Origin of the sequence: Streptomyces sp. NPDC020884, assembly GCF_044333935.1 — a bacterium.
Lineage (GTDB): Bacteria > Actinomycetota > Actinomycetes > Streptomycetales > Streptomycetaceae > Streptomyces.
In genome coordinates this window covers 713,214-736,982 of sequence record NZ_JBIRRY010000001.1, presented here as the reverse complement: position 1 = coordinate 736,982, position 23,769 = coordinate 713,214, and the positions used below count along the sequence as shown (strand labels likewise).

Here is a 23,769-nt window from a genome sequence, read left to right as displayed (position 1 = left end):
ATGCTGACCCGCCCCGAGTTCCGTGACAGGTGCTACGAGATCATTGACGAGCACACCTCCGTCGCTCACCCGTTGGTGGCCGAACTGGTCAAGCCCGAGGCGAACTGGGATCTGCTCCAGGCCCTCACCCTCCAGGGCTACCAGCTGACCAAGAACTTCCTCACCTACATCGAGCACCTCTTCTTCCACTGCCCCTTGCCGAAGCACAAGAAGGCACTGCTGGTGAACATGTACGAAGAGGAGACCGGCCGCCTGTCCGGCACCAAGAATCACGTGCGGCTCATGGAGGACTTCGTCCGGGCCATCCGCATCGACGACGAGATGCGCGACGCCGCCGTCGCCTACCCGCAGACCCAGGAACTCATCGACTACCGCATGGAGTTGGTGAAGGACACGTCCCGCTACCACCTGGGGGCCGCTGCCGTCATGGTGGCCAGCGAGGGGCAGAACCTGGAGGACACAGCGGGTCAGAACCGCCACTCGCTGCTCGGCAAGGTGTACGGCATCACCGAGCAGGACACCCTGTTCTTCTCGGTCCACGCGAAGGAGGACGTCGGCCACGTACGCGAGGGCATCGCCCTCGTGAGCGACCTGTGCACGGATGCCGCCATGCAACAGGAAGCCCTCGAAGTGATCGAGCACACCTGCAAGCTCTTCCAGGGCATGTACGAGGGAGTCGCCGAGCGCCACCTGGCAACCGCCGAATGAGCGCCCGGACACCCCGGCAGACGAAAACCCTTCCCATCGGACTCGCCCTCGCGGTCCTGCTCGGCTTCATCGTCTGTCTGCTCGGCTCATCGCTGAAGAACACCGTGCAGGTGTTCTTCGAGCCGATGGCGCACTCCTTCGGCCAGGACCGGGGCTCCTTCGCGCTCGCCACGACCGTCTTCGCCCTCACCTACGCCGTCGCGGCGCCGTTGACGGGCATGCTCGCCGACCGCATCGGCCCGGCTCGCGTGCTCCTGGCCGGCACGGTCCTCGCAGGGGTCTCCATGCTGGGGGGCGCCCAGATGTCGTCCTTCCCGCTCTTCGTGCTCACCTACGGGATCCTGGCGTCGTGCGCGTACACGATGCTCTCGTACGTGCCCATCGGGGTGCTGGTCGACCGGCTGTTCAGCGACGGGCGCAAGGGCTTCTTCTACGCGCTCCTCACCAACGGCACAGCCGGCGGGTTCATCCTGCTCGTTCCGTTGTGGACCTGGCTGGGGCAACACACCAGCTGGCAGCGGGTACTGACCGGCCTGGGCATCTTCCTCCTGGTGGTCATCGCGCCGCTGACCGCGCTGCTTCAGCGCCAGTCCCCGGCCCGTACGGCAGCGGGTGAGAAAGTAGCCGAGAGTTCGCTGCGTTCCCGCTGGGGCCTGGTCCTGCACTCGGCCGTTCTGTGGCGTCTGGCCGGTGCGTTCTTCGCCTGCGGTGCGTCGATGGCCTTCATCGACGTGCACCAGATCACGTATCTGTCGGACCATCACATCTCGTCCGGTGTCACCTCCGCCAGTCTGGTACTTCTCGGTGCCTGCGAGATCGTGGGCTCGCTTGTCGCGGGCCAGTTGTGCGACAAGGGGCTCGTCAAGCGGGTGCTGATGAGCGGCTATCTCCTGCGCGGAGCCTCGATGTTCGTCATCGCGATCGATCCGACGCCCGTCCTCGTGCTCGTCTTCGGCATCATGTTCGGCGCCAGTTACCTGGTCACCGTGGTCGCCACCTCGGTATGGGTGATGCGGGTCTTCCCGATGGAGATCAAGGGCGTGGCGATGGGCCTGATCTGGACCGCGCACCAGATCGGCGCAGCACTGAGCAGCCAGTTGGGCGGCATCATCTACGACCTCATGCACTCGTACGTTCCGCTGATGGTCGCGACCGGCTGCATGGGGCTTGTCGCCGCCTTCGTGGTCGCCGCCACCCCGTTCTCCCCGCAACCGCCTGCTTCGCGGCAGAGCTCTGATCCGATGGGGGCAACCACGTGATGACCAGCCCGGCCGCCGGCGCGCCGAACCAAAAGGCGGAGAGCATCGCCGACTACACCGTGCGGGTGCGCCGGGCGTTGCACTCCTGGCCCGAGACGGGGATCGACAACCCCCGTACCCAGCAGTTCATCGTTGACGAACTCTCCGCCATCGAGGGGATCGAGGTCCGCCGGGGGAGCCGCGGTACCTCCGTCGTCGCCCGGTTGCGCACGGGACGCCCCGGTGGCACCGCGTTGCTCCGCGCCGACACCGACGCGCTGCCGGTGGCGGAGGACTCCGGGGAGGACTTCGCCAGCCAGGTACCCGGGACCTGCCACGCCTGCGGCCACGACGCTCATGTCGCGATGCTGCTCGGCGCCGCCCATCTGCTTGTAGCCCGGCGAGAGGAACTGTGCGGGGACGTCCTGCTCGTCTTCCAACCCGGCGAGGAGGGGCACGACGGGGCACGAGCACTGCTCGCGGACGAAGCGTTCGCGGACCTGCTGACCCCGGAGGGCGTCACCCAGTCCTTCGCCATGCACATCACCCCCAACCTGCCGTCGGGTGCGGTCTTCTCGCGCGCCGGTACGCTGATGGCGTCCACCGACGGGCTGGCGATCGAGCTGCGCGGGAGGGGCGGGCACGCGGCGCTGCCCCAGCTCAGCGCCAACCCGGTGCCTCCGCTGGCCGACCTCGCTTTTCGGCTGTCGTCGGGTGCCATCCACGGGGAGGCGGGCAGGACGAGCGATGACGCGCTTGTCACGGTGACGTCGGTGTCGGCGGGGTCCACACACAACGTGATCCCGGACAGCGGGCGGCTGTTGTTCACCCTGCGATGCTTGGACGAGGCGAGCCGCCAGCTCTCCCTGAGCCGCATCCGGGCGGCGGCGGAAGCCGTGGGTGACGGCGTCTCGGCCGAGCTGTCCTCCCTGGTCAACTACCCCTGCACAGTGAACGACCCTGAGGCGATCAGCACGGCGCGCAAGGCGGTGACCGGTCTGCCGGCGCTGGCTTGGCAGGAGCTGCCCGCACCGGTGATGACCGCGGAGGACTTCTCCTACTTCCTCCAGAGGTGGCCTGGCTGCATGGTGCTGCTGGGTGCGTGCCCGCCCGACGTTGCCGACCCTGTGACGGCGGCCGCCTGCCATTCGCCGCAGATGCGTCTGGACGAGTCGGTCCTGGCCTCTGGCGCGGCCCTGCACGCCGCGGTGGCTGCTGCGATCTGTGGCCGACGGTAGTGCTGCAGGGCAATCAACACTGCCCTGGGACTGGCCTTGAGCCTGGGCGGGTGTTCCACCGCGTTGGCTCACGTTGAGGACGGGGCCGTCGCCCTCCAGCGGCGGCCCCCGTTCATTTCGCTCAGATCAAGATCCGGCGGCGGATCACCGGCAGGCCGCTGACCTCTCGACCGCCTTGGTGTAGGCGATGAGCAGTTTCTCGATGGCGGCCGGGTCGTCGATGCCGGAGTCGCGGGTCTCCACCACCACGTAGAGGTCCTGCTCCGGGTGTTCCGGCACCTCGCAGGAGGAAACGGTCTTGCCGACGCCGGCTTTCCCGGTGTGAAGGAAGCGGAGGTCGTCCGACAGTCTCCCGTCGTCCGTGTTGGCGTATCCCTGTGCGACCCCTGCCGCGTTGTCCCTGTCCCCCCACCAGGCCTGGGCGAGGCTCAGAGCCTCCTTGCCGTCCACGGACAGGTTGCAGCGGACCGTTCCGCCGTTCGGTTTCGTGGTGGCCGAGGTGAGGGAGTCGCCGCCGGGCAGGGCGGCCTTCACGAGTGCGGGGTCCACGGTGATCCCACACAGGGAGGTGGGCACGGTGTACGCCTTCTCGGGCGGTTCGTCGCCGGAGCACGCCGACAGGGTGGCGGCGAGGGCGACGGCGGCCGACAGGGAGGCGACCCTGCCGATGAACCGGTGACGTCGGAGAGATCCCTGGACAGACAACGTCAGAAGCCTTTCGGAGTGCGGACGAGGACGGCGCTGCGGGCGCCGTCCTCGTCCATGCGATCAGACGACCGTTTTCAAGTGTGGGGACACATAGGTGATGTTCGTACCTGTGGGCCGGAACCCGCCCTGGGCGGCCGCCTGTGCATTCTCGTCGATGTCGGCGTCCATCGGCCCGTCACGGTGGTGTTCCTCCGCCGCGCTGCCCTCCGCCCCGTTCCCCTCCGCCTCGAAGGTGCGTAGCAGATCGGCCGCGACGCTCACGGCGATGGTCGCGGGGTCCTTGCCGGCGATGTCGGCCAGCCCGATCGGGGTCTTGATCCGATCGATGGCCGCCTCGTCGTGACCTCCTTCCGTGAGGAGACGTCTGCGGAACCGCCCCCACTTGGCCGCCGACCCGATCAGCCCGACGGAACCAAGGTGGGTCGTCCGCAGGGCGGCGTCGCACAGAGCGGCGTCCTCGGCGTGATCATGGGTCATGATCAGGACGTGGGTGCCGCGCGGCAACGTCTCGAGGACCTCCTCGGGCAGCAGCGGGGTGTGGTGCACCCGCACCCCCGCCACCGCGTCCGCGAGGACGGCGAGCCGCTCCTCGGCGAGCATGTCCGAGCGGCTGTCCACCAGATGGAGGTCGAGGTCCTGCCGTGCCAGGACGCGCGCCAGTTCCATCCCGACGTGGCCGACGCCGAAGATGGCCACCGCCCGTACCACCGGAAGCGGTTCGAGCAGCACCGAGACCGTGCCGCCGCAGCACTGGACACCGTGCCGGTTGGTCACCTTGTCGTTCAGGGCGAAATCCAGCAGCTCCGGTTCGGCCGCGGACGCGGCGATCAGCTCCCGGGCCCGGTCGATCGTGACCGCCTCGACGTTGCCGCCACCGATCGAGCCCCATGTCTCGCTCCGCCCCACGACGAGTTTCGCGCCGCTGTTGCGAGGGGCGTGGCCGCGCACGGTCGCGACGGTCACCAGCACGCCGGGCTCCCGGCGTGCTCGCAGCCGTGCGACCGCGGCGAACCAGGTCATCTCAGGCACCGCTCAACGCTGCTGTCCCGGTCGGCGCCCCGGCCCCGCTGGCGAACCCGTCGCCGGGGTGACCGTCCGGGGAAGCGGCGGCCCGACTCGCCTCGACCGCCCAGTACACCGCCTCCGGTGTGGCGGGCGAGGCGAGTTCCACGCTCACTCCGGCGGGCCCGAACGCCGCGGCGGCCTGCCGCAGCGCCTCCCGTACCGAGAACGCCAGCATCAGCGGAGGCTCGCCCACGGCCTTGGAGCCGTAGACCGCGCCTTCCTCGGTTGCGTTCTCCAGCAGCCGGACGTGGAACTCCTCCGGCATCTCCGAGAAGCTGGGCAGCTTGTACGTGCTCGCCGCCTGGGTCAGCAGCCGGCCGCGGCCCGGCCCGTCACCGGTGTCCCAGCGCATGTCCTCCAGCGTCAGCCAGCCCGCGCCCTGCACGAAACCGCCCTCGACCTGGCCGATGTCGATCATCGGGGAGAGGCTGTCGCCGACGTCGTGCACGATGTCCACCCGCCGGATGCGGTACGCGCCGGTGAAGCCGTCCACCTCCACCTCGGCCGCGGCGGCACCGTAGGAGAAGTACTTGAACGGTGAGCCCTGGAACGCCTTCGCGTCCCAGTGCAGCCCCTCGGTCCGGTAGAAGCCCGAGGCCGACAACTGCACGCGCTGGAGGTACGCGGTGCGCACCAGGTCGTCCCAGGCCAGCTCCGTCTCGCTGCCGAGGGCGCGCGCGACGCCCTCGACGATGCGCACGTCGGAGGCGTTCGTCCCCAGCCGGCCACCGGCCACCTGGAGCAGCCGCTCGCGGATCTGCTCGCAGGCGTTCTTCACCGCCGCGCCGTTGAGGTCCGCCCCCGCGCTGGCCGCGGTGGCGGAGGTGTTGGGCACCTTGTCGGTACGGGTCGGGGCCAGCCGCACCTTGTGCAGCGGGATGCCGAGCGTCGTCGCGGCCACCTGCAGCATCTTGGTGTGCAGGCCCTGGCCCATCTCGGTGCCACCGTGGTTGATCAGGACCGAGCCGTCCTTGTAGACGAGAACGAGCGCGCCGCCCTGGTTGAAGGCGGTGAGGTTGAACGAGATGCCGAACTTGACCCCGGTGACCGCGAGTCCCCGCTTGGTGTTCGGATGCGTGGCGTTGAACGCCGCGATCTCCCGCTTCCGGTCGGCGAGGCGGCCGTCGTCGGACACCTGCTGCCAGACGGTGGAGATCCGTTCGGGGTGCGTGACCAACTGTCCGTACGGCGTCGTCAGGCCCTGCCCCGGCCGGTAGAAGTTGCGCTCCCGCAGCTCCATCGGGTCCAGGCCGAGCAGCGGCGCGCACCGGCCCATGATGTCCTCGATCACCAGCATGCCCTGCGGTCCGCCGAAGCCCCGGAAGGCGGTGTTGGAGACCTTGTTGGTCTTGGCGATGCGGCCCGCGACCCGGGTGTTGGGGATCCAGTAGGTGTTGTCGATGTGGCACAGCGCACGGGCCACCACCGGCTCGGACAGGTCCAGGCTCCAGCCGCCGTCCGCGGTCAGGGTGGCGTCCAGGGCCTGGATACGGCCTTCGGCGTCGAAGCCGATCTTCCACTCCGCGTGGAACCCGTGGCGCTTGCCGGACATGGTCAGGTCCTGGGTGCGGTTGAGCCGGACCCGGACCGGCCGGCCGGTCAGCCGGGCGCCGAGCGCGGCGACGGCCGCGAAGCCGTGCGGCTGCATCTCCTTGCCGCCGAAGCCGCCGCCCATCCGCAGACACTGCACCGTCACCTCGTGACTGTGCAGGCCGAGCACATGCGCGACGATCTCCTGTGTCTCGGAGGGGTGTTGGGTACTGCTCTGGACGAACAGCTGCCCGCTCTCGTCGACCAGGGCCAGCGCCGCGTGCGTCTCCAGATAGAAGTGTTCCTGATCGGAGAACTGGAACGTACCCGAGAACACGTGCGCGGAGTCGGCGAAGCCGGCGTCGACGTCGCCGCTGAGCATCAGGGGCCGGGCGCCGTGGAAGCTTTCGGCCGTGATCGCCTCCGACAGACCGATCAGGGAGGGCAGTTCGTCGAGATCGACCTCGACGGCCGCCGCCCCGAGCCGGGCCGCCTCCAGGCTCTCGCCGAGCACCCAGGCGACCGCGTGGCCGTGGAACATCACCGTGTCGGGGAACAGCGGTTCGTCGTGCTTCATACCGGCGTCGTTGACACCGGGCACGTCGGCGGCGGTCAGTACGCGGACCACACCGGGCACGGCGAGCGCGGGCCCGGTGTGCAGCCGGCTGATCCTGCCGTGGGCCTTCATGACCTGGACCGGGTAGGCGTGCAGCACGTCCTTGGTGCGATGGACCAGGTCATCGGTGTAGAGGGCGGCGCCGGTGACGTGCTGGGCGGCACTCTCGTGCGGCATCGACACGCCGACGGCCGGCTTCTCGGGGCGCTGGGACAGCTGGCTCATGACGAAACCGCCTCGGTGGTCTGCGCGTACAGCTTCAACAGGCTCTGGCCCAGCATCGCGGAGCGGTAGGCGGCGCTGGCCCGCTGGTCATTCATCGGCGTGCCCTCCGTCCGCAGGACCCGGGCGGCTGCGCCGACGGTCTCCGCTGCCCACGGCCTGCCCTCCAGGGACTCCTCGGTGGCGCGGGCCCGGATCGGGGTGGCGGCCACACCGCCCAGACCGATGCGGGCCCTGCGGACGATCCCGTCCTCGACGTCGAGTGCGAAGGCGACCGCCACGCTGGAGATGTCGTCGAAGCGCCGCTTGGCGATCTTGTGGAAGCCCACGACCGGCGACAGCGGCAGCGGGACGCGTACCGCGCGGATCAGCTCGCCGGGCCGGCGCACGCTCTGTCGGTAGCCGGTGAAGTACTCCGCGAGCGGAACCTGCCGTTCTCCGTCGGCGTCGGCGAGCACCACCGACGCCTCCAGGGCGAGCAGCACCGGCGGGCTGTCGCCGATGGGGGAGCCGGTCCCCAGATTTCCGCCCAGCGTGGCGCCGTTGCGGATGAGCCGCGAGGCGAACTGCGGGAACAGCTCCGCCAGCAGCGGGAGTCGGCCGTCGAGGCGGCGTTCGATCTCGGTGAGGGTGAGCGCCGCGCCGATCTCGATGGCGTCGGATCCGACGCGCAGCTCCCGCAGTTCGGGCAGCCGGTCGACGGCGATCACGCAATCGGCCCGGCGGGCGCGGATGTTCACCTCAACGCCCCAGTCGGTGGAGCCGGCCACCACCACCGCGTCGGGCCGCTCGCGCAGCAGCCGCAAGGTCTCGCCCAGGGTGTTGTGCCGCAGGAACGCGGCTCCGTCCCGGACGTACTCGGTGGCGACCGGCACGGGCGGGGACTGCGCACGACGCTGTGCGAGCGGGTCCTCGTCGGTGGGCGCGCCGACGGCGAACGCGGCATCGCGAATCGGACGGTAGCCGGTGCAGCGGCACAGGTTTCCGCTCAGCGCGTGCAGATCGAAGCCGTTCGGCCCGTGCTCGGGGTCGGCGTCCTCGGCCGGGGCCGGGTGGGCGCAGCGGTCGGGCCGGTAGTACTCGGCGGCCATGCTGCAGACGAACCCCGGTGTGCAGTAACCGCATTGGGAGCCGCCGCGGACCGCCATCTCCTGCTGCACCGGGTGCAGCGCGCCCGGCGGGCCGGCCGCGCCGACGGTGGCGAGCCCCTCGGAGGTGACCACCTCCTGTCCGTCGAGCGCCGCTGCCGGGAGCAGGCAGGCGTTGACCGCCACCCAGTCGGTGGGCTCGTCCGTCCCGGGGCGGGCGACCAGGACCGCGCAGGCCCCGCACTCACCCTCTGCGCAGCCCTCCTTGGTGCCGGTGAGGCCGCGCTCGCGCAGGAAGTCCAGCACCGTGGTGTGGGGCGCGGCCGGTGAGAGCGGTGCTTCGGCCCCGTTGACCGTGATGCGTGGTGCCGTCACGACAGGCCTCCGGTCGGTCGTGCGGCCGGTTGGTTCATCGTCTTCGTCAATGTCTGACAGCTCTCTGGGATCAGACGCACCACGGGGCAGGCGCGGGCGCGGGACGGCGCACGCCGGTGAGGCGCCGAGAAAAGGGTGACGGGAAAGCGAAAGCGGGGCAGCCGGGATGCGCCACGGAAGGGCACCGGGGCAGGGGTGCGCTCAGCAGCCGTGCGCGATACGCCCGGTGACCCAGGCGGCGCACTCGGCGAGGCGACCGAGGTCGGAGTAGGTGAACATCAGCGGGTCGCCTCCTTTCGAGGGCCGGGGGCCGGATCGCGGGCCGGGGGCCAGCGTTTCACGGCAAAGTAGTTGCTGCCGTCATGGAGGTCAAGGGGCCGCCCGGCCCCGCGGCCCGCAGGCGCGGCTTCCCTGACCGCCGCGGCTCCACCGTCTGCCGCGCGCCCCGGTCACCGCTCTTGACGACGATCGCGGGGCCTCCCCATACTGACGGCCAAATCGATTTGGCCAAATCGATTTGGCCCTCCGTTCCGGGGCCGGATCGCGGCTGATGTCCGAGCGTTCCTCACGCCGAATGGGAGCACCGACGTGTCCAGTCACCGCCAGCCCGCACCCGGAGCCGAACCACCGCCCACGCCGGAGCCGCCCACGTCGGAGCCGGTCACGCACGACGCCCCGCAGTCAGCGGTGCGGGACGCCCCGCACCCCCCTGTGCACCCCGTCGACGAGTCGCGCCCCCTGGGGCGGATCGTCCTCTTCGGGATCCAGCACGTCCTCGTCATGGCCGCCACCCCCATCTCGGCGATCTTCCTGATGAGCGCCACCCTCCGGCTCGACGCCGGCCTGACCGTCAACCTGCTCTCCGCGGCCTTCGTGCTCTCCGGCATCGGCTCGCTGATCCAGTCGCTGGGGCCGTGGAAGTTCGGTCCCCGGCTGCCGTTCGTGATGCTGCCCGGCGGCGCGCCGCTCATCCTGTTCGTCGCCATCGCCGAGCAGCACGGTCTGCGCACCGCCAGCGGCGCGGTCATCCTCACCGCGGCCTTCTGCTTCGTCGTCCTGCCGGTCTTCTCGCGGCTGCTCAGGTTCTTCCCGGCCCTGGTCATCGGCACCATGATCGTCATCGTCGGGATCAACCTGGTGAAGGTCGGCGCGGTCCTCGTCACCGGCCGGCCCGGCGAACCGGGGTTCGCGGACCCGACCGACCTCGCGCTCGGCATGGCGACGATCGGCTTCACGGTCGTCTTCTATCTGCTCTTCACCGGCATCCTGCGGCAACTCGCCGTCATGCTCGGACTGGTCGCCGGCACGGTGCTGGCCGGACTCCTCGGCCGTATCGACCTCGCGCGCGCCGCCGAAGGCGGTCTGGTCAGCGTGCCGGAACTGATGCCGTTCGGCTCACCCCAGTTCAGCCTGATCGCCGCGCTGCCGCTGATGCTCTACAGCCTCGCCTCCATGGCGGAGGCCACCGGCCAGACGGTCATCAACGCCGAGGCCGTCGGTAAGGAGATCGACACGCGCACCGACGTCCCCAAGACCGTCCGCGGTGACGCGCTGACCTCCTTCTTCGGCGGGTTCTTCGGGCTGCCGCTGATGGTGACCAGCGGCGAGAATATCGGGATCGTCCGGGTCACCGGCGTCCGCAGCCGCTACGTCACCGCCGCCGCCGGCGTGGTCCTCATCGTCATCGGGTTCCTCGCGCCGGTGACCCGCGCGATCAGCGTCGTCCCGTCCGCCGTGGTCGGCGGCACGGCGATGGTCGTCTTCGCTGTGATCACCGTGCTCGGCGTGCAGATGCTCGGCCGGTCCGACCTCGACCAGCACACCTCCACGTTCATCTGCGCCGTCGCCCTGGCGCTCGGCCTGCTGCCGATCCTCATCCCCGGCGTGTACGCGGGCTTCCCGCCGAACGTCCGCATCCTCCTCGAAAGCGGCGTCGCCGTCGGCGCGTTCGTCGCCGCCGTCCTCAACGTCCTCTTCCACCACCTCAGGCCGCGCGTCGCCGCCCGGCTGACCACCTCACGCACGGAAAGCGACCGATGACCCGGCTCACCCGCGACCTCCTGGACTCCTCCGGCCCGCTCCTCCTCGTACCCGATGCCGTGCTGCTGCCGGAAGGGACCGTCGAGGGCCACGCGGTCGTCGTCGCCGACGGCTCCTTCCGCGCCGTCGGACCCGCCGGGGAACTGGCGCGCACGTATCCGCGGCTCGACGCCGTCACGCTGCCCGGCCACCTTCTGATGCCCGGCTTCGTCGACGCCCACCACCATCTGACCCAGAGCTTCGGCTCCGCGCTCGCCTACGGTGAGCCATCGGAGATCTTCCGCAGGGTCTGGGTGCCGCTGGAAGGGGCGCTGGACGAGGAATCGGCCTATGCCGCGGCCAAACTGGCGGCGTTCGAGGCCCTGCGCGGCGGCTTCACCACCGTCACCGACGCCGGTACGCGTGCCGATGTGGACGTCGACGTCGTCGCGTCGGCCGCTCGTGACGCCGGAATCCGCTGCGTACTGGGGCTCGTGTGCAACGACGTCGCCGACGACGCCGCGACCGCCGCCGAGGACTCCGCGAGCACCGCCGCCGTCCTCGAGAACGCCGAGAAGCACCTCGCCCGGTACGACGGCGATCCGCTGATCCACGCCTCCCTCGCCGTCTCGATCCCCGAAGCGGCCACCTCCCGGACCCTGCACCGCACCGCACGTCTGGCCGCGGAAGCCGGCGCGGTCGTGCAGATCCACGTCAACGAGCACCTGGCCGGTGTCGAACGCTCCCTCGTCCGGCACGGACTGCGGCCGCTCGAACACCTGCACAGAATCGGTGCGCTCGGCCCTCAACTGCTCGCCGCCCACGCCACCTTGCTCACCCCCCGCGAACTGACCCTGCTCGCCGACACCGGGACCGCCGTCAGCTACAACCCGGTGGCCAGCGCCTGGAAGGGCAACGCCGTCGCCCCGGCCACCGCCATGGCCGAGCGCGGCATCCGCTTCGGACTCGGCACGGACGGCACCCGCGGCGACGGGTTCCGGCTCGCGGACGCGGCCGAGTTCGCCCAGCGGATCGCCTCCGGGCTGGCCATCGGGGACTCGTCGTGCGGCGCCGGCTGGACCTGGCTCGACCACGCCACCGCGGGCGGCGCCGACGCCGTCGGCCTCGGTGCGCGCACCGGCACGATCGCCGAGGGGCTGGCCGCCGATTTCCTCCTCGTCGACCTCACCAACCCCGAGCTCGCGCTCTCCTGGGACGTACCGTGGGAGCTGGTACGCCGAGGCAACCGCGACCAGATCACCGCCGTGTTCGTCGCCGGAGACCTGCGGCTGTGGCACGGCCTGCCCACCGGCTGGGACGGCCCCGCCCTCGTACGGCAGGCGGCCGAACTGGCCCGAGCCGCCGTCGAGAAGGCCCCCATCACGCGGGCGCACCCCACGTCCGCCGCGGCACGGCAGAGGAGCACCGCACGGTGAGTACGGAAGCACTCGCGGTCCTCGCCGTCACCGTGGCGGTCGCCGCGTTCGTCCAGGGCAGCAGCGGTCTCGGCTTCGCCCTGATCGTCGCGCCCGTGGCCGGGATGCTCGACCCCGGTCTGCTCCCGGTGTTCGTCCTGGCGGCCATGGTCCCGCTCAACCTGTACGTCGCCTGGCGTGAACGCGCCTCGATCGACCTGCGCGGCGCGGGCTGGATCACCGGGGCCCGGCTGGCCGCCACGCCCGCCGGGCTCGCGCTGCTCTGGCTGATCCCGGACCGCAGCATCGGCCTGTTCGTCGGCGTCGCCACCGTGCTGGCCGCGGTGGTCAGCCTGGTCGCCCCCGCCTTCACCCCCGGCCGGGCGGCCTACCTCGGAGCGGGCGTGGTGACCGGACTGACGGAGACCGCGACGGGCGTCGGCGGCCCCCCGCTCGCGCTCGTCTACCAGCACCGGCCGCCCGCGGAACTGCGCTCGACCGTCGCCGCCTGCTTCCTCGTCGGGGAAGTGGCCTCGCTGGGGCTGCTGTTCGCGACGGGGGAGGGCGAGCCCGGACACCTGGGTCTCGCGGTGGCGCTGCTGCCGGTGATCGCCGTGGGCGCGTGGCTGAGCCGGCTGGTGCACCACCGGCTGGACGCGCGCAGGATGCGGCTGTGCGTACTCGTCTTCGCCCTGGTCTCCGGTCTGGTGCTCATGCTCGGGCTGTGACCCGTAGCGACGAGGCACGCGGAACGACCCGCGGTTCGGGCGCCGTCGCCACCGTGGCGGCGGCGTCCTCGCCGCGCAGCCGGCCGAGCAGCAGCTCCACCGCGGCGGCCGCCGCCCGGTCCAGATGAAGCTCCACGGCGGTCAGCGGCGGCTCGCAGGTGCGCGCACGCAGCCCGTCGTACCGGGTGACGACCATGACGTCGGCCGGTACGGACCGCCCGCTGTCCCGGATCGCCCGCACCGCGCCCACCGCGAACGCGTCCACCAGCGCGCAGACCGCGTCGGTCCCGGGGTGCTCGGCAAGCAGGGCGGCACAGCTTGCGTACCCGGCCTGCTCGCCGCCCGCCTCCGGGGCGCTCGCCACGACGGGCTCCCAGCCGTACCGCTCGGCGACCCGCTCGAACGCGGCGAGCGCGTCGACCGACGAGTGGCGTGATCCGGAGCCGACGATCAGCGCGGGCCGCCTGGCGCCCTGCTCGTGCAGATGCGCGAACAGCAACTCGGCGACCTGCCCGCCGCGCAGATCGACATACGGCGACGTGTCGTCCGGCGACACCGGCCGGCCCAGTGACACATAGGGCAGGCCCCGCTCCCGCAACTGCGCCGCGGCCGCGTCGTTCACGTCCGGCTCGACGACGATGGCGCCGTCGATGTCGACGGAGTACAGGGCGGACTCCGACTGCACGGGCGGTACGAGCACCAGCGCGTAGCCGTGCAGCAGAGCGCTCTCCGCGGCGGCGGCGGCGATCTCCATGTAGAACCCGAGCCGCGAGGGCCCACCGGCCACCGCGAACGGCATCGAGGAGGCGAGCGCGATGGCCTTCGCCTCCCCCCGGCGCAGCCGCTGGGCCCGCAGGTTGGGCCGGTAACCGAGCTCGGCGGCGACCTGCTTGATGCGCTCCCTGGTCCGCGGATCGACCTTGCCGATCCCGTTGAGGGCGTGCGAGACCGTCGTACGCGACACCTCGGCGAGCCGCGCGACATCGGCGATCGTCGGTGGCCGCGAGCCGGGACCGGAGGTTCGCATCGACGGGCACTCCTTGCGGGCTGAGGACGGGGCACCCCATCTTCGCCCACCGGCCTCCCCGGCGAGGTCTCGGCTCAGCCGAAGAGCAGCTGGACCAGGAGATACAGGTTCAGGGCGGACAGCACCACACAGATCACGACCCCCGCCCAGGTGGTGATCCGCCGGTTGACCAGCGAACCCATCAGGGCCGGGCGGCTGGTGAAGTACACCAGGGGGGCGAGCGCGAAGGGGATGCCGAAGGAGAGGACCACCTGGGAGGCGATCAGCGCGTCGTCCGGAGGGACCCCGAGGCCCAGGACCACCAGCGCGGGCAGCATGGTCAGGCCCCGGCGCAGCACCAGCGGGATCCGGCGGCGGATGAAGCCGTCCATGACCACCTGCCCGGCGTAGGTGCCCACGCCCGAGGAGGACAGGCCCGAGGCGAGCAGCGCCACCGCGAAGGCCAGTGCGGCCGTACCGCCCACCAGCCGGCCGAGGTTCTCGTGCGCGCCCGCCAGTGTCCCGTCGAAGCCCTGGCCGGCGCCGTGGAAGAGGACCGCCGCGACGCAGAGCATCGCCAGGTTGATCAGCCCCGCCAGCCCCAGGCCGCCGACGCAGTCCGTGCGCAGGGCGCTCAGCGCCGCCCGCATCGCGCGCTCGCCCACCGGCCGGGCGCGCTGGGCGGTGACCGCCGAGTGCAGGTAGATGACGTGGGGCATCACGGTCGCGCCGATGATGCCGACGGCCAGGGTGAGGGACTCGGTGCCGGCGAGCCGCGGGATCAGCCCGTCCGCCACCTGAGCGCTGTCCGGTCCGCCGACCGCCACCAGTTGGTAGAGGAAGCCGAACCCGATCACCGCCAGCAGGAAGGTGGTGGCGAGTTCGAAGGGCCGGTAGCCGCGGCTCTGCAGGGCCAGGAGCGCGAAGCTGATGACGGCGGTGGCCACCCCCGCCGGGAACAGCGGCACACCGAACAGCAGGTGCAGACCGATCGCCGCGCCGACGAACTCGGCCAGGTCGGTAGCCATGACGACCAGTTCGGCCTGGATCCACAGCCCGGCGGCCAGCGGACGCGGCAGCCGGCGTCCGCACAGCGTCGGCAGGTCCTGCCCGGTCGCCAGACCGGTCTTCGCCGACAGGTACTGGATGAACACGGCGACGACGTTCGCCATCACCAGGACCCAGACGAGCAGATAGCCGAAGTTTGCCCCCGCCTGGAAGTTGGTGGCGAAGTTGCCCGGGTCCACATAGGCCACCGCGGCGACGAACGCCGGACCGTAGAAGGCGCGGCGCACCCGTCGGACCTCGGTCGGGGCCGTGGCGATCTCCGGGGCCTTCGGGGGAGCGGGCGAGGCCATGCTGGGTTCCTTCGGGCCGGTGGTGGTGGTGTCGGTGGGGCCCCGGGGGCCCCACCGTGCCGGGCGGGCGTGCGGGCCCGGTGCGCGGAGCGGACGCCAGGTGCGGCGCTCCGCGCACCGGGAGCGGGGTCAGTCCGCGTCCTCCGCGGTCTCCGGGTCGAGCGGCGGAGTGCCGTAGCTGAAGTACGTCTCCTGCGGCAGGTTGGTCCCGCCGATGGCCGTCCCCGTGTCGATCTGGTCCATCGTCCACGTACGGGTCTCGAAGTCCGGCTCCAGGAGCAGGATGCCGGGGTCGCCGAAGAGCTCGATCCGGTTGCCGCCGGGCTCGAAGACGTACAGGAAGGAACTCTGGGTGATCCCGTGCCGGTCGGGTCCGGCCTCGATGGTGATGTCGTAGTCCCGGAACATCTCCGCCGCGTCCACCGTGTGCTGCTGCACCCCGTAGTAGAAGGCGACGTGGTGCAGGCGGCCCCGGGCGCCGCGCGCGTCGCGCATGACGGCGACGTCGTGGCTGAGCTGGCTACTGCTCATCCAGACCCCGGCCTCCACATCACCGTCCACCACGCGCTCGTTGGTACGCAGCCGCAGGTGCTGCTCGAAGGAGTCCTTCATCGGCGTGACGTCGCTGGCCAGCAGGTTGAGATGGTCCAGACGCTTGATCGGCAGACCCTGCAGCGGCTTCTTGGACGGACGGCTGAGGATCTTGCTGCGCAGATCCTCCGGCGCCCGGTACTTCTCCGCCTCCCACAGCAGGCTCATGTGGTGACCGTCGGGCGTGGTGAAGTCGTACGTCTTGCCGTATCCGTACTCGTCCTCCGACCAGGCGCCCTCACCGGTGCCGGACTGCAACGACCGCACCCGGCGCTCCAGGGCCTCCGGGGACGTCGTCCGCAGCGCCGCGTGGTCCATCCGGGCCACCGGGCCCTCGGTGATCTTCAGGCTCCACTGGTACGGGTCCTCGTAGCCGCGCAGATAGACCGACTGGCCCTCGCGCTGGGTCTCGTACATGCCGAGCAGGTCCTTGAAGAACCACAGGGTGCCGTCGGGGTCGGGGGTGTGCAGCTCGACCCGCGCCAGATGCGCGATCTCGTGCCGGTACTGTTCCTCGCTCATGTGCCACTGCCTTCCTACGCCGGTGCGGGCGGTGTGCCGCCCGCGCTCTGCCGGGAGTTGCGTTCGGTGCGTTCCGCCGTGGTCACGTCGCCCGCCGCCCAGTGCTGGGGTTCGACCTCGCGGATGATGACGCGGATGTTCGCGAGCGGGGCGCCCACGGCCCGGTGCGCCGCTTCGGTGAGTTCGTGGATCAGGGCACGGACCTGCTCGGGGGAGCGGCCGGTGCCGAGCGTGACGTCGATGAAGGGCATGTCAGCCTCCTGATACGGAGATGGCGCCGAGGGTGGAGAAGCTCGCGCGGACACTGGCTCCGGGCCGTACGTGGACGGCGTCGGTCATACCGCCGGTGAGGACGATCTGGCCCGGCTCCAGGGCGAGTCCGCGTTCCCCCAGAGCGTTCGCCGCGAGGGCCAGCGCCTCGGCCGGATGCCCCTGCACGGCGGCGCCGGTCGCCGAGTCGACCGCCTCGCCGTCCACCTCCAGCAGGACCGCCTCGTGTGCCAGGTCCAGCCCCTCCGGGGAACGGCTGACCGGCCCCAGCACGAAGAGCGCGGAGGAACTGTTGTCGGCGACCGCGTCGGCGAGCGTGAAGGAGAAGTCCTGGAAGCGGCTGTCGATGATCTCGAGGCCGGCGTGCACCCGCTCCACGGCCCGCAGGGCGGTCGCCGCCGTGACCCCGGGCCCGGCCAGCCGCTCGCCCATCACGAAGACGATCTCCGGCTCGGCCCGGGGGTGGATCAGCCGCTCGCGCGGCAGCGGCTCCCCGGCGGGCAGCACCATGGCGTCCGTCAGCCAGGCCAGGGACGGTGAGTCGATGCCCATCCGGATCTGCTTGGCCCGCGAGGTGAGCCCGAGTTTGACGCCGATCAGCTTCTCGCCGCGGGCCAGGCGCTGTTGCAGCGCCTCGTACTGCACCGTGTAGGCGCCGGGCAGATCGAGCGTGGGCCACTGCTCGGTGATCGGACCGCGTGCGGTGACGGAGCGCTCCGCCTCCAGCAGGACCGCGGCGGCCCGTCGGGTGTCACCGGGTCGTACTTCCAGTGCCTCGGCCATGGGAAGGCCGCCTCCTTCTGGGGGATGGGCTTCAAGGGGATGGAGCTCTACGGGACGAGGCCCGGGGCGGCGGGTCAGCGGGAGCGGGTGACGGTCGCCGTGCCCAGACCGGCCAGGGACGCCGTCACCGTCGAGCCGGGCAGCAGGTCGGTGGGCGTGGCGAAGCCGGAGACCAGGACGCTGCTGCCCGCCGTGAGGGGGAACTCGCCCTCGTTCTCACGGGCGTTGGCCGCCCAGGCCAGCGCCGCCACCGGGGAGCCGAGCGCCATGCCGGTGGCGCCGGTCGCGACGATCGCCCCGTCCCGGTACAGCACATGGCCGGTCAGCCGCAGATCGGTGTCGGCCGGCCGTACGGGTTCCGTGCCGAGGACGACGGCATGGCAGCCGGCGTTGTCGGCGGCCAGGTCCAGCACCGTGGCCGGGCCGTCCTCGACCCGGGAGTCGGTGATCTCCAGCGCGGGCAGGACGAACTCCACCGCCCGCAGCGCGTCCACGGCGCTCACCCGGGGACCCTCCAGCGGGGCGCCCAGCACGAACAGCAGCGCGGGCTCGGCCCGCGGACGGATCAACTCGCCGGAATCCAGCAGGAGACGGCCGGTCCGGAACATGCCGTCGGTCAGCCGGCCGAGCACCGGCTCCGTCGCCCCCTCCACCGCCCGCCTCGCGGTCACGGAGGTCAGGCCCGCCTTCAGGCCGGTGATCCGCCGACCGGGGGCGGTGTGCAGGCGCAGCACCTCCGCCTGGACCCGGTAGGCATCGGCGAGGGTGGTCACCGCACCCTCACGGCTGGGGGAGCCGACCGGCTTTCCGGTGCGGTGGGCGCCGTGCAGTCGTGCGGCGGTCTCACGCAGCGCGTCGGCGTCATGGACGTCGGTCATGGCGGATCAGTGCCTCTCGGTCTTCGCGCGGTGGTCCGCGATGGAGTGGTGGGCCGAACGGGCGCCCGCCGCCCTCACCGGCGCCGCCGTCGGGCGGCGGGGCAACGGGGCAGCGGGCAGCAGGCGGTGGCGCCGTCCGGTTCCGGCTGCTCGGTTCCGGCGGGCCCGGCCGGTCAGCGGATGCGCAGGACCACGGCCCGGGGTTCGGTGAAGAACTCGCGGGAGAACATGCCGCCCTCCCGGCCGACCCCGCTGGCCCCCTCGCCCCCGAAGGGCATGCGCAGATCGCGCTCGAAGTAGCAGTTCACCCACACGGTGCCGGCCTTCCAGCGGGCGGCCATCCGGTGCGCGCGGTCCAGGTCCCGGGTGAAGAGGATGCCCGCCAGCCCGTACCGGGTGGTGTTCGCGATCCGCAGCGCCTCCTCCTCGGTGTCGAACGGAATGACCGTCTCCACCGGGCCGAAGATCTCCTCCTGCGCGGTCCGCGAGTCGTTGCTGAGCCCGGTGATCACGGTGGGCCGGTAGTAGTGCCCGCCGGCCAGCGCGCTGTCGGTCGGCGGCCCGCCGCCGGTGACGACCGTGCCGCCCTCCCGCTGGGCCAACTCGACGTAACCGTGCACCTTCTCCAGGTGCCGGCGCTCGATGAGCGGGCCCATGAACGTGTTCTCCTGGCGCGGGTCGCCGACGACGAGCTTCTCGGCCTCGGCGGTGAACCGCTCCAGGAACTCGGGCAGGATCGACCGCTGGACGAGCAGCCGCGACCCGGCGAAGCACACCTGGCCGCTCCCGCCGAAGATGGCCTTCAGGGATTCCTGGACCGCGACGTCGAGATCCGCGTCGGCGAAGACGATGTTGGCCGACTTGCCGCCCAGCTCGGCGGAGACCGGCGTCAGATGGGCCGCGGCGGCCGCCATCACCGCCGCCCCCGTCGCGCTGGAGCCGGTGAAGGTGATCCGGTCCACGCGCGGGTCGCCGGTCAGCGGCCCGGCGACCTCGTCGCCGCCGTATCCGTGCACGACGTTGAGGACCCCCTCCGGCAACCCCGCCGCCAGCGCCAGCTCCCCGAACCGGGCCGCGGTCAGCGGCGTCTGCGGGGCCGGCTTCAGGACGACGGTGTTGCCGAAGGCCAGCGCCGGGGCCACCTTCCACGTGGCCAGCATGAGCGGCGCGTTCCACGGACTGATCGCGGAGACCACGCCGGCCGGGACGTGCAACGAGTAGCCGAGCACCGGCCCGTTGGGGTAGGCGTCCTCGGTGGCGAGGGCCGCGTAGTCGGCGAAGAACCGCAGGTTCTGGGCGACCCGGGGCATCTCGCCGTGCAGCGCGTGGCGGAGGGTCTTCCCGCTGTCGTGGGACTCCAGCAGGGCCAGTTCCTCCCGGTGGGCGTCGACCGCGTCCGCGACGCTGTGCAGGATCGCCCGCCGCTCGGTCGGCGTCATCCGGGGCCAGGGACCTTCGTCGAAGGCCGCGCGCGCCGCCGAGATGGCCCGCTCGGCGTCCCGCGCCCCGCCCCGGGCGACGGTGCCCAGCAGCGCATCGTCGTGCGGGTCGCGGGTCTCGAAGGTGCGCCCGTCCTCGGAGGCGACGGAGCGGCCGCCGATCAGATGGTGAACCGTCCGCTTTTCCGTGGCCGTGGCGCCGAAGGACATGCGAAGTACCCCCTGGATACCGGATTCCCGGTGGTCGTGGTGATTGCCGTGCCGACGCGCCGGCGGTGCGATTCAGGTGCGGAGAAAACAGCTCCCCGAAATGCGTCCGGTGCGGCTTCATCCTGCGATCCGCCCATCCGGAGAGTCAAGGAGAGCAGATTCTGTTGACTCACTTTTTGGGTTTGTATCGTGTGGCCCTGAATAGTTGACCGGCAAATCGCGAGCTGGGTAGCGTCGCTTTCGACAGAACGGGGCGGCCGGAAAGACACGGGGCGTTCGGCCGCCGGGCTCGGGGGCCGCTCGTCTCCTGCGGGGCGATTCATTTCGAGGTCGGACGCGTCTGCCGTTCCTGGCCGCGCGCCGCCTTTACCCGCCTTTACCTGCTCCGCCGCACATCAGGCGGCGCCCCATTCTTTTCGTTTCTGCTTTTCGCAGCTGCTTTTCTCTTCGGTGGTCGGTCGGTTCGACGGGGAGTCGACCGGCCCCGGTGCTCACCAGTGGTCTGAGGGGGACGTGTTAACCATGGGCTCAAGACAGCTGAGCCGGAATGTCGCCATAGGCGTGATCGGGGGAGGGGCGGCCGCCGTCTGTCTGCTGGACGAACTCGCCGAAGCCCGGCTGGAACCCGGGGAGGTCACGGTCTTCGAACCCTCGCCCCACCTGTGGCGCGGCCGGCCCTACCAGCCGGACCTCGACACGGTACGGGTGAACATCGCCCCCCAGGGGATGTCCGTGCGCTTCGGCGACCAGGGGCACTTCCCCGGCTGGCTGGCCACCCGGGACGCGGTGCTCGGCATGGCCGAACCCGACTTCGTGGACCCGATCAACGGGATCCGCTTCGTGCCGCGCGCCACCTACGGGGCCTACCTGGAGCAGTCGGCGCGCGACGCCGTCGCCCGGCTGCGCACGGCGGGCTGGCGGGTCGACATCGTCACCGACCAGGTCACCGCCGCCGTGCCCGTCGCCGACGGCCGGGTCCGGCTGGTCCACGGTGACGGCGAGAGCCTCACCGTCGACCACACCGTGCTCTGCGTGGGCCGCGGGCGGCCCGGCGACCCGTACCGGCTGGCCGGCCTGGACGGCTACCTCGCCGAGGCCTACCCGCTGACCCGTACCCTCGGGGAGCTCGACGCCGACGCCGACATCGGCATCATCGGGGCCGGGCTGACCGGCGTGGACATCGCCCTGTCCCTGCTCGCCCACGGGCACCGCGGCCAGGTCCTGCTGGCCTCGCGCAGCGGAGTCCTGCCCCGGGTCCGGCAGACGGCACGGCCGCACACCCTGCGGCACTTCACCCCCGAGCGGTTCCGGGGCGCGGCCCGGCGCGGTGAGTCGGTGACGCTGCGACAGGTGGTCGACCTGATGCGCGCCGAGTTCGCGGACGCGGGCGAGGACTTCGCCGCGGTGGCGCGGGAGATCACCGCGGCGCCGGACGCGGAGGACCCCGTACAGCGGCTGCGCCGGCACCTGTCCGAGGTGGACGACGACGACCGGGGACTGCGCATCCTTCAGCAGGCGGTGCCCGCGACCGGGCCCGACGTCTGGCCGTTGCTCCCGGAGGCCGACCGGAAGCTGCTGCTCCGCGACCACTACCGCTCGATGATGAGCCTGTGCTGCCCGATGCCGGCGACCACCGCGACCGCCCTGCTCGGCATGGTCGACAAGGGGCAGCTGCGCATCGTCTCCGACGTCCGGGCCGTCGAGCCGCGCCCCGGCGGCGGCTTCGCCCTGCGCACCGGCGACGGGGTGGCGCCGCTGCGCGCCGACCGCCTGATCAACGCGGTGAGCCCGGGGCCCGGCGGACTGCCGGCCCGCGCCCAGGCGCTGATCACCTCGCTGGTCGCCGGGGGACTGGCCGAACTCCACCCGCGAGGCGGTGTCAGCACCGAGCGGGCCACCAGCCGGCTCCTGGTCGGCGGCACCGCCCACCCCGGCCTCTACGCGCTCGGCGACCTGGCCGCGGGCAGCCTCTTCTTCACCTTCGGGCTCCCCTCCATCGTCGACCGCGCCCACGACATCGTCCAGGCGATCCGCGACGGCGGAGGGCCGCCGCTGCCCGCCACGGAGGACGCCGTGCTCAGCGCCTGACCGCGGGGGCCGGGACACCTGCCCGCGCCCACCGGCGCGCCGCCCGGCCCGCCGCGCCTGCCCTCTCGACCCACGACCCGGACGCTCCGCTGGAGGAGACATGACCGCCGCGCCCATCACCCCGCCGACACCAGCCGCCCACCGACCCAACGACGTGCGCCCGATGACCGGCGACGAGTACCTCGACTCGCTGCGCGACGGCCGGGAGATCTACATCCACGGCGAACGCGTCAAGGACGTCACCACCCACCCCGCCTTCCGTAACAGCGCGCGCTCCATCGCGCGCCTCTACGACGCCATGCACGCCCCGGAGGCGGAGGGGGTGCTCCGGGTCCCCACCGACACCGGCAACGGCGGCTTCACCCACCCGTTCTTCAAGACCCCGCACAACGCGCAGGACCTGATCACCAGCCGTGACGCCATCGTGCAGTGGCAGCGCCTGGTCTTCGGCTGGATGGGCCGCACCCCCGATTACAAGGCGTCCTTCCTCGGGACGCTGGGCGCCAACGCCGACTTCTACGGCCCCTTCCGGGACAACGCGCTCGCCTGGTACAAGCGCGCCCAGGAGCGGGTGCTGTTCTTCAACCACGCGATCGTGCACCCGCCGATCGACCGGGACAAGCCGGCCGACCAGACCGCGGACGTGTGCGTGCACGTGGAGCGGGAGACCGATGCCGGTCTGATCGTCTCCGGCGCGAAGGTGGTCGCCACCGGCTCCGTGCTCACCAACGCCAACTTCGTCGCCCACTACGGCCTGCCGCTCCAGGACAAGCGCTTCGGCGTCGTCTTCAGCGTCCCGATGGACACCCCGGGCCTGAAGCTGCTGTGCCGCACCTCCTACGAGCAGGCCGCCCAGGTCATGGGCAGCCCGTTCGACTACCCGCTGTCCAGCCGGCTGGACGAGAACGACGCGATCATGGTGATGGACAAGGTCCTCATCCCGTGGGAGAACGTCTTCATGTACGACGCGGAGGCGGCCAACTCCTTCGCCAACGGCTCCGGTTTCGTCGACCGGTTCACCTTCCACGGCTGCGCCCGGCTCGCCGTGAAACTGGACTTCATCGCCGGGTGCGTCCTGAAGGCGGTCGAGATGACCGGCACCTCGAGCTTCCGCGGCGTACAGGCGCAGGTCGGGGAGATCCTGAACTGGCGCGACCTGTTCTGGGGGCTGTCCGACGCGATGGCCAAGGACCCGGTGCCGTGGGTCGGCGGCGCGGTGCAGCCCAACGTGCGCTACGGGATGGCGTACCGCACCTTCATGGGCGTCGGCTACCCGCGTATCAAGGAGATCATCCAGCAGACCCTGGGCAGCGGTCTGATCTACCTCAACTCGCACTCCTCCGACTGGAAGAACCCGGAGATCCGCCCGTACCTCGACCAGTACCTGCGCGGCTCCGCCGGCGTGCCGGCGATCGACCGGGTCAAGCTGCTGAAGCTGCTCTGGGACGCGGTGGGCACCGAGTTCGGCGGCCGCCACGAGCTGTACGAGCGCAACTACGGCGGCGACCACGAGGCGGTCCGGTTCCAGACCCTGTGGGCGTACCGGGACAACGGTGACGCCGATGCCCTGAAGGGCTTCGTCGACGAGTGCATGGACGAGTACGACCTCGACGGCTGGCGGCGCGACGACATGTTCAACCCGGACGAACTCGCCTTCGTCCCGGGCCGTTGACC

18 protein-coding genes and 1 pseudogene are annotated in these 23,769 nt (G+C 71.4%); 8 read left to right on the top strand and 11 right to left on the bottom strand.

The annotated features are described in order from the left end of the window. The 3 genes from ACH4UK_RS03365 to ACH4UK_RS03355 are packed head-to-tail and all read left to right on the top strand — an operon-like array spanning nucleotide 1 to nucleotide 3,184. Nucleotides 1-708, top strand: coding sequence for a TenA family transcriptional regulator (locus tag ACH4UK_RS03365; RefSeq protein WP_398354390.1), 708 nt, complete (start codon nucleotides 1-3; stop codon nucleotides 706-708). Further along, nucleotides 705-1,967, top strand: coding sequence for an MFS transporter (locus ACH4UK_RS03360; RefSeq protein WP_398354389.1), 1,263 nt, complete (start codon nucleotides 705-707; stop codon nucleotides 1,965-1,967). Before ACH4UK_RS03365 ends, ACH4UK_RS03360 begins: the two co-directional genes overlap by 4 nt. After that, nucleotides 1,967-3,184, top strand: a complete 1,218-nt coding sequence (locus ACH4UK_RS03355) for a M20 family metallopeptidase (protein ID WP_398354388.1) — start codon at nucleotides 1,967-1,969, stop codon at nucleotides 3,182-3,184. The genes ACH4UK_RS03360 and ACH4UK_RS03355 overlap by 1 nt, the downstream gene beginning before the upstream one ends. A 144-nt stretch (nucleotides 3,185-3,328) precedes the next feature. Here ACH4UK_RS03355 and ACH4UK_RS03350 read toward each other — a convergent pair whose 3' ends face one another. The 4 genes and pseudogenes from ACH4UK_RS03350 to ACH4UK_RS03335 form a co-directional block, all read right to left on the bottom strand. After that, entirely contained in the window at nucleotides 3,329-3,889 is a 561-nt protein-coding gene (locus ACH4UK_RS03350; RefSeq protein ID WP_398354387.1) for a hypothetical protein, read from the bottom strand. Between the two features lie 219 nt (nucleotides 3,890-4,108). Continuing rightward, nucleotides 4,109-4,912 (bottom strand): annotated as a pseudogene (gene xdhC, locus ACH4UK_RS03345) (xanthine dehydrogenase accessory protein XdhC); the annotation flags it as partial. Between the two features lies 1 nt (nucleotide 4,913). Next, the gene (gene xdhB, locus ACH4UK_RS03340) at nucleotides 4,914-7,328 is read right to left on the bottom strand and encodes a xanthine dehydrogenase molybdopterin binding subunit (RefSeq protein ID WP_398354386.1); all 2,415 of its coding nucleotides are present in this window, start codon (nucleotides 7,326-7,328) and stop codon (nucleotides 4,914-4,916) included. Beyond that, entirely contained in the window at nucleotides 7,325-8,788 is a 1,464-nt protein-coding gene (locus tag ACH4UK_RS03335) for a xanthine dehydrogenase small subunit (RefSeq protein WP_398354385.1), read from the bottom strand. The genes xdhB and ACH4UK_RS03335 overlap by 4 nt, the downstream gene beginning before the upstream one ends. Nucleotides 8,789-9,376: 588 nt before the next feature. Here ACH4UK_RS03335 and ACH4UK_RS03330 point away from each other — a divergent pair. The 3 genes from ACH4UK_RS03330 to ACH4UK_RS03320 are packed head-to-tail and all read left to right on the top strand — an operon-like array spanning nucleotide 9,377 to nucleotide 12,950. Beyond that, nucleotides 9,377-10,828: a uracil-xanthine permease family protein gene (locus tag ACH4UK_RS03330; RefSeq protein ID WP_398354384.1), complete on the top strand. Its 1,452-nt coding sequence runs from the start codon at nucleotides 9,377-9,379 to the stop codon at nucleotides 10,826-10,828. Further along, nucleotides 10,825-12,243 carry an amidohydrolase family protein gene (locus tag ACH4UK_RS03325; protein WP_398354383.1) on the top strand — a complete coding sequence of 473 codons (1,419 nt, stop codon included), beginning with the start codon at nucleotides 10,825-10,827 and terminating at the stop codon, nucleotides 12,241-12,243. Before ACH4UK_RS03330 ends, ACH4UK_RS03325 begins: the two co-directional genes overlap by 4 nt. Beyond that, a complete protein-coding gene (locus ACH4UK_RS03320; protein WP_398354382.1) occupies nucleotides 12,240-12,950 on the top strand; it encodes a sulfite exporter TauE/SafE family protein in 711 nt (236 codons plus the stop codon). Before ACH4UK_RS03325 ends, ACH4UK_RS03320 begins: the two co-directional genes overlap by 4 nt. Here ACH4UK_RS03320 and ACH4UK_RS03315 read toward each other — a convergent pair. From ACH4UK_RS03315 to ACH4UK_RS03285, 7 genes are all read right to left on the bottom strand, one after another. Next, the gene (locus ACH4UK_RS03315) at nucleotides 12,934-13,977 is read right to left on the bottom strand and encodes a substrate-binding domain-containing protein (RefSeq protein ID WP_398354381.1); all 1,044 of its coding nucleotides are present in this window, start codon (nucleotides 13,975-13,977) and stop codon (nucleotides 12,934-12,936) included. The genes ACH4UK_RS03320 and ACH4UK_RS03315 overlap by 17 nt on opposite strands. A 74-nt stretch (nucleotides 13,978-14,051) precedes the next feature. Then, the gene (locus tag ACH4UK_RS03310) at nucleotides 14,052-15,314 is read right to left on the bottom strand and encodes an Nramp family divalent metal transporter (RefSeq protein WP_398354380.1); all 1,263 of its coding nucleotides are present in this window, start codon (nucleotides 15,312-15,314) and stop codon (nucleotides 14,052-14,054) included. A gap of 129 nt (nucleotides 15,315-15,443) precedes the next feature. Next, nucleotides 15,444-16,427: a VOC family protein gene (locus ACH4UK_RS03305; protein ID WP_398354379.1), complete on the bottom strand. Its 984-nt coding sequence runs from the start codon at nucleotides 16,425-16,427 to the stop codon at nucleotides 15,444-15,446. Between the two features lie 14 nt (nucleotides 16,428-16,441). Beyond that, entirely contained in the window at nucleotides 16,442-16,678 is a 237-nt protein-coding gene (locus ACH4UK_RS03300) for a 2-hydroxymuconate tautomerase (protein ID WP_398354378.1), read from the bottom strand. Nucleotide 16,679: 1 nt separating this feature from the next. Beyond that, nucleotides 16,680-17,480 (bottom strand): 2-keto-4-pentenoate hydratase, encoded by an 801-nt coding sequence (locus ACH4UK_RS03295; protein WP_398354377.1) that lies wholly within the window; start codon nucleotides 17,478-17,480, stop codon nucleotides 16,680-16,682. Between the two features lie 74 nt (nucleotides 17,481-17,554). After that, entirely contained in the window at nucleotides 17,555-18,358 is an 804-nt protein-coding gene (locus ACH4UK_RS03290; protein WP_398354376.1) for a 2-keto-4-pentenoate hydratase, read from the bottom strand. Between the two features lie 173 nt (nucleotides 18,359-18,531). Continuing rightward, nucleotides 18,532-20,007, bottom strand: coding sequence for an aldehyde dehydrogenase (locus ACH4UK_RS03285; RefSeq protein ID WP_398354375.1), 1,476 nt, complete (start codon nucleotides 20,005-20,007; stop codon nucleotides 18,532-18,534). Between the two features lie 522 nt (nucleotides 20,008-20,529). Between ACH4UK_RS03285 and ACH4UK_RS03280 the strand changes: the two genes are divergently transcribed. Beyond that, on the top strand, nucleotides 20,530-22,095 hold the full coding sequence (locus ACH4UK_RS03280; RefSeq protein ID WP_398354374.1) for an FAD/NAD(P)-binding protein: 1,566 nt from the start codon (nucleotides 20,530-20,532) through the stop codon (nucleotides 22,093-22,095). A gap of 100 nt (nucleotides 22,096-22,195) precedes the next feature. Next, complete coding sequence (locus ACH4UK_RS03275; RefSeq protein ID WP_398354373.1) at nucleotides 22,196-23,767, top strand: 4-hydroxyphenylacetate 3-hydroxylase family protein; 1,572 nt, start codon at nucleotides 22,196-22,198, stop codon at nucleotides 23,765-23,767. Nucleotides 23,768-23,769: the final 2 nt, after the last annotated feature.